The organism is Corallococcus sp. AB049A (genome assembly GCF_003668885.1).
Classification (GTDB): Bacteria; Myxococcota; Myxococcia; order Myxococcales; family Myxococcaceae; genus Corallococcus; species Corallococcus interemptor.
In genome coordinates, this window is sequence record NZ_RAWL01000491.1 from 1 (window position 1) to 5,953 (window position 5,953).

Below are 5,953 nucleotides of genomic sequence, written 5' to 3' on the forward strand. Positions count from 1 at the left end.
GGGCCGGAATGCTGGGGTCGGCGGCGGCGGTGCTCATGTCGCGTGATTCCTTCCGTAGATGATGCGCAGCCCCTCCAGGGTGAGGAACTCATCCACCTCCTGGATGGCCTTCGATTCACTGGCCACCAGCGGGGCCAGGCCCCCGGTGGCCACCACTTTCGCGGAGAAGCCCATCTCCGCCTCCATCCGCGCGCACATGCCGTCCACCAGGCTCACGTAGCCATAAACCAGGCCGGCCTGCATGGAGTGCACGGTGTTGCGGCCCACCACGTGCGTCGGGCGCGCGAACTCGACGCGAGGCAGCTTGGAGGCGTTCTGGAACAGGGCCTCCATGGAGATGTTGATGCCGGGGCAGATGGCGCCGCCCAGGTACTCGCCCTTGGGCGTGACGGCGTCCAGCGTCGTCGCGGTGCCGAAGTCCACCACGATGAGGCCGCGGCGGTGCTTCTCGTAGGCGGCGACGGCATTGACGATGCGGTCCGCGCCCACCTCGCGCGGGTTGTCGTAGAGGATGGGCATGCCCGTCTTCACGCCCGGGCCCACGAACATGGGGCGCGTCTTGAAGTAGCGCTCGCTCATCTTCTCCAGGATGAACTGGAGCGGCGGCACCACACTGGAGACGGCGACGGCCTTCACCTGGTTCGCATCGACGCCGCTCCACGCGAAGAGCTGGCGCACGAGGATGCCGTACTCGTCCGCGCTCCGGCGCGCGCTCGTCTCCAGGCGCCAGTGGTCCAGGAGCCGCCGGCCCTCGTACACGCCCAGGACGGTGTTGGTGTTGCCGACGTCGATGGCCAGGAGCATCAGGGGCGCACTCTAGCGCTGGGGCCGCAGCTGCTCCACGTCCCCCGCCAGCACGCGCTCCACGCGGCCGTCCGCCAGGCGCACCAGCAGGGCGCCCGTGGGGTCGATGTCCTCCGCGAACCCCTCCCAGTCCCCCCGGTCCGTCCGCACCCGGACGGGGACGCCCAACGTGCTGGAGAGCGCCTTCCACCGGGCGCGCACCGCGTCGAAGCCGGTGGCCAGGTACGTGTCCAGCCAGGTCTCCAGCCGGTTCCACAGGGCCGCCGTGAAGGGCGCGCGGGCCACGGGCCGCCCCAGCGCCAGGGCGAGCGACGTGGCCGTGGCGCGCAGCTCGTCGGGGAAGTGCTCCTCCCCGGCGTTGAGGTTCACCCCCACGCCCACGATGACGAAGTGCACGCGCTCGGGCTCGGCGGACAGCTCCGTGAGGATTCCGGCCACCTTGCGGCCGCCAATCTGCACGTCGTTGGGCCACTTGATGGCGGCGTCCGCGCCCGCCTCGCGCAGCGTCTCCGCCAGGGCCACGGCTGCCACCAGCGTGAGCTCCGGCGCGCGCTGCGGGGGCAATTCCGGCCGGAGGATGGCGGAGAAGTACAGGTTCAAATTCGGCGGGGACACCCAGGCGCGGCCCCGGCGGCCCTTGCCCGCTGTCTGCTGCTCGGCGGCCACCACGGTGCCGTGCACGGCGCCGTCCTGGGCCAGCCGGAAGGCCGCCGCGTTGGTGGAGCCGATGGTGTCGTGGTGGTGCAGCACGCGGCCCACCGCGCGCGTGGCGAGCAGCGGGTGGATTTCCAGCCCGGAGATCCGGTCCGGCCGGCCCACCAGCCGGTAGCCCTTCGCGGGCACGGCTTCGATGCGGTAGCCCTTCAGCCGCAGGGCCTCCACGTGCTTCCACACCGCCGTGCGCGACAGCCCCAGCCGGTTGGACAGCGCCTCACCGGAGATGAAGCCCTCCCCTCCTTCCGCGAGGAAGTTGAGGATGCGCGCGTCCTGCGAGAGCTCGTTCGTCGTCTCCACGGCTTTCAGTTCGCGGGAGCGGCCGGGGTGCTGGCTGCATCCGCCTTGTAGGAGATGAGCTCCAGCTCCGTCTGGGGCACGCGCTTGCCCTCGTGCTCCGTGGCCACGTCCACGCGGACCAGGCCCACGCCGGCGGCGAAGGTCATCGTGTTGACGAGCGTCGTCTGCGCGTCGACCTTGTTGCGGCCCTCCACGCTCACGCAGTTGGGGAAGGAGCCCGCGGGCACCTTGCAGGGGAAGCCCACCTGCACCAGCTGGTAGCGCTCCGTGGAGGACACGGACACGACGTTGTTCCAGCCGCGCCCGGCCTCCAGCGGGCCGCGCAGCAGGTAGCGCTTGGGGTCGCGCAGGCCGTAGGCGTCCACCGTCAGTTGGCCGCCCTGGTTGTCCACGAAGAAGCCGTCCTGCTCCTTGACGATCTCCACCGTGACGGGTTTGTCGTCGCGGCCGTCAATGCGGTACGTCCACGCGTTGCCCACGGCCAGCGGGTAGTACTGGGCAATGGACTCGGGCGAGGGGCGCGCGTCCGACTCCACGCGCTTCGCGCAGCCGGAGCCCACGAGGGAAGAGGCCAGGAGGGCCAGGCCCCCCACCATCGACAGCGATTGCTTCATCATGCGCTTAGGGGTCCGCGTGGCCCTGGCCACGCGCCTCCGCGGTTGCGTGGTTGCGTGATGCGTAGAGCGTGTCCAGCGCCTGCTGCGCGGCGGCCTGCACCGACGGCGTGTCGTGGCCCTGGGCCACGGTGTAGAGGTACGCCTCCGCCTCCGGGCCGCCAATCTCCCCCACGGCGAAGACGATCTCCTGCAGGAAGCCCGAGTCCTTGCCGCGCGCCAGGTCGATGAGCGCCGGCACCGCGCTCTTCGCCTTCATCTCCGCCAGCGCGCCAATGGTGCGGCGCACCTGATCCGCGTCGCTGGTGTCCTTGAGGCGTTCAATCAAGAGCGGCGCGGCGGCCGGGTGCTTGCGCTCGGCCAGCGTCCGCAGGGCGAACTCGCGGACGCGCGCGTCCGTGGCCTGGAGGTCCGCCACCAGCGCCTCGTCCGCGCGGTCCAGCGCGGCCAACTGCAGCACCGCGGACTCCGTCACCTGGCGCAGCACGCTCTCCAGCGCGGCGCGCATGGCCGTCCGCCGTCCGTCCGCCGAGTCCTCCTCCACCGCCGCCTCGCCCAGGCCGACGATTTCGTAGCGCTGGGGCGTGTTGCCGCCGAAGCGCTCCAGGGAGAGGTTGGCGCCCACCTCCGCGAAGCTGTGCGGGTTGCCGTCCTTCAGCACCTCGCGGGTGAAGGGCACCTCCAGCGACAGCCGCCAGGGACGGGCCTTCTTGGGGGCTTCGTCGCCCACCCGCTCGAAGCGGCCGGAGGTCTCCAGCGCGTCATCGAAGAGATCCCTCACGCCTTCCGGGCCGAAGCCCAGGAGGGCGTTGTCCCGCAGGGTGGCCCCGGCCAGCTCCACCGGCGCCACCGGATAGCGCGGGGCCTGCGAGCGGCAGGCCCCGAGGAACAGCACGCAGGAGGTAAGCAGCAGGGCCGGCTTCATGGCCCCCCCAGGCTAACACTCCCGCGTCCACCGCACCTGATTCCGTGCGGGGGATCAGCCTTCCTTGTTGCCCTCGGACGAGCCGTCCGTCCCAGGCGGCACCGGCGCTTCGTGCACCTCACGGGCCTCGCGGACCTCCACGGGCTGCGGGGCCGCTTCGTCGGTGGCCTCTTCCGGAGGCAGCGCCTGCGCGGCGACCGGGGTCACCGCGTCGGACGCGGCGTGCGCGGCTTCGGCCCGGGCCCGCGCGGCTTCGTCGGACTCCGGCGCGGCCTGCACCGCATCGCCCGCATGCCAGGCATTGCCCGCGGCGGGCGGCGTGGCGGCGGCCTCACCGTTCGAGGGGCTGGCGGACGCATCCGTCGTCACGGGCAGCGCTTCACCCGCGAGCGCGACCTGCTCACCGGTGACGCTGCCACCCGGCGACGGCGCGGCGATGCCACCCGAGGCCTCACCCTCGCCAACGGTGGCTCCGGCCTGAGCGGCCTCGCCCTCACCGGCGGGAGCACCGGCCTCACCCGCGGGCGCGCCCTCCGCTCCGCGCGTGCCACGGCCGCGACGGCCCCGGCGGCGGCGGCGGCGGCGCTTGCGGTCGGAGGCGGAGCCCTCGGCGGCGCCGGCCTCGGCACCCTCCTTGGCTCCACCCACGAAGGCGCTGGCGGCCTCCAGGTCCTCGTCCTCACCCTCGTCATCGCCCTCCTCGGAGTCGTCCTCCTCCGAAGTGGGCGTGAACCCGGCGGCGGCCGGCGGCGCGGGGGCCACCGGCGAGGCCTTGGCCTCGGCGCCCTCGGTGCCGGACTGGGCGGCTTCGCGAGCCTCGGCGCGCTCGCGCTGACGGTCGCGGCGGCGCTCGGAGCGCTCCTGACGGTCGCCGCGCTCGGGACGCTCCGCGCGCTCGGGCTTGTCGGTGGTGGCGGCCACCTCCCCCTCGCCGCCCTCCTCGCGGGCCTGCTTCTCGCTCTTGCGCTCCTCGCGGCGGCGCTGGGCCTCCTCGGCGTCCAGCTTCGCGGCCTCGAAGAAGCGCTCGTCGATGTCGTACAGCTCCACCTGGGTGACGGTGACGGCCGTCTTGGCCTCCAGGAACTTCTCGCCCAGGGCGTCACCGCACCACAGCATCACCAGCGAGCCATTGGCCTGCGCTTCCGAGCGCGCGTCGCCGCGCACCTCGCCCGCGCTGACCAGCAGGCCCACCTGCGCCGAGTAGTGGCCCAGGTCGCGCCGCAGCTCCTGCACCGTCTTGCGGTCGATGCCCGGCATGCCCTTGAGCATGCGGACCGCGTAGCGCAGCTCCACGCTGCCCTCGCGCTTGCGCGCGGTGAGCAGGGGGCCTTCCTTGGAGCGCTTGGCGACCTTCAGCTCGCGGAAGCCCAGCCCGTGCATCATCTTCACGACGGACTTCTCGAAGGTGCCCACGTCCGCGTCGCCCAGGCGCTTGCGCAGCCCGCGAGCGACCGCCCGGCGCGCGTCCTTGAGGGCCGTGCGCGCGGTGGTGATGAGGGCCTCGTCGACGAGCGGCTCCCCGGCGGCGGCGGGCTTGCCCAGCACCGGGCGGCCCCCCTCCAGCGGGATGCCCAGGGCCTGCGCGAAGGCGGCCTGGAGCTCCAGGGGCGGCGCCTCGCTCGGCGCGCCCGCGCGCTCCAGGGACACCTCGCCGGTCTCCTGGTTGAAGGCGTACTGGGGGCGGCGGCCCGCGTCGATGCGGCGCTGGTTGTCCTCCAGCAGGGCGGTGAGCACCGCCTCCACCGTGGTCTCCTCCGCGCACAGCTCCTTGGCCTTGGCGCGTTCGATGAGCTGATCCGTGCGCAGCCCGGCTTCCGCCTCGCTGAGGATCTCGAACACCACCTCCGGCAGCGGCGGGAAGCGCTTGCGGCGTCCACCCCGCTCCTCGTCGCCCTCGTCACGGCGGCGCTTGCGCTCCGTGCCACGGCCCGACGCGCGGACGTTGTCCGTGCGGGGCTCCGGGTGACGCTCCACGGGCCGCAGCGGAGGAAGCTCCTCCTCCGGATGCGGCTCCATCACGCCCGTCTGTGCAAGTGCCTCGAGGTCCTCGGAGAGCGACCAGTCCGTCAAAGCGAAGGTATCCTTCGCCGTGACAATCACCTTGCGATCCCGCGTCCGTCGCGCCATGGCGGCCAGTCGCGACAGCATCGTCACTTCCGGCGTCTTACCAATGTGGGACAGCAGGCTCAGCTGGATGGACTTCTCCGTGATCTCAAGGAAATGCAGGGGGCGACCTTCGCTCTCCAGAACACGGAGCGCGGCCTCGTAAAATGTCATCGAGTATTCCCCAAGAATTCCGAACGGTTACAAAAATGTAGGTCCGTATGGGCGGCGGATGCTAGCCACCGCTAAACTGGCTTGTCAACGAACGTCAATGACCCGTCTCCGCATCGGACACCATTGGAAGCGCGAACCGTCAGCCTCCCCGCTCGATTCCATCGCGCTGGAACTGGACGGCGTGAACCTGTTGTCCGGGGCGGTGGAGGAGCCCCTGGCGGAGGTCGTCCCCGCCCTGGTGGAGGCGGTGGCGGCCCTGCACGCGGGGAAGCAGCGGCTGGCGCAGGTGTCGCTGACGGAGGCGCACCTGGAGCTGGTG

General features: G+C 72.0%; 5 protein-coding genes and 1 pseudogene. 1 reads left to right on the forward strand and 5 read right to left on the reverse strand.

Annotation, left to right across the window (positions count from 1 at the left end; all coding sequences use genetic code 11):
- Positions 1–33: 33 nt before the first annotated feature.
- From D7X55_RS34295 to D7X55_RS34315, 5 genes are read right to left on the reverse strand one after another with little or no spacing between them, the layout of a single operon-like run.
- On the reverse strand, positions 34–804 hold the full coding sequence (locus tag D7X55_RS34295) for a type III pantothenate kinase (protein ID WP_120552916.1): 771 nt from the start codon (positions 802–804) through the stop codon (positions 34–36).
- A 12-nt stretch (positions 805–816) separates the two neighbouring features.
- Positions 817–1,818 carry a biotin--[acetyl-CoA-carboxylase] ligase gene (locus tag D7X55_RS34300; RefSeq protein WP_121725253.1) on the reverse strand — a complete coding sequence of 334 codons (1,002 nt, stop codon included), beginning with the start codon at positions 1,816–1,818 and terminating at the stop codon, positions 817–819.
- Between the two features lie 5 nt (positions 1,819–1,823).
- Positions 1,824–2,435 (reverse strand): hypothetical protein, encoded by a 612-nt coding sequence (locus D7X55_RS34305; protein WP_120552914.1) that lies wholly within the window; start codon positions 2,433–2,435, stop codon positions 1,824–1,826.
- Positions 2,436–2,439: 4 nt separating this feature from the next.
- Complete coding sequence (locus D7X55_RS34310) at positions 2,440–3,357, reverse strand: HEAT repeat domain-containing protein (RefSeq protein ID WP_120552913.1); 918 nt, start codon at positions 3,355–3,357, stop codon at positions 2,440–2,442.
- A gap of 54 nt (positions 3,358–3,411) precedes the next feature.
- The gene (locus D7X55_RS34315; protein ID WP_233610241.1) at positions 3,412–5,634 is read right to left on the reverse strand and encodes an HTH domain-containing protein; all 2,223 of its coding nucleotides are present in this window, start codon (positions 5,632–5,634) and stop codon (positions 3,412–3,414) included.
- A gap of 97 nt (positions 5,635–5,731) precedes the next feature.
- Here D7X55_RS34315 and D7X55_RS47620 point away from each other — a divergent pair.
- Positions 5,732–5,953 (forward strand): annotated as a pseudogene (locus tag D7X55_RS47620) (hypothetical protein); the annotation flags it as partial.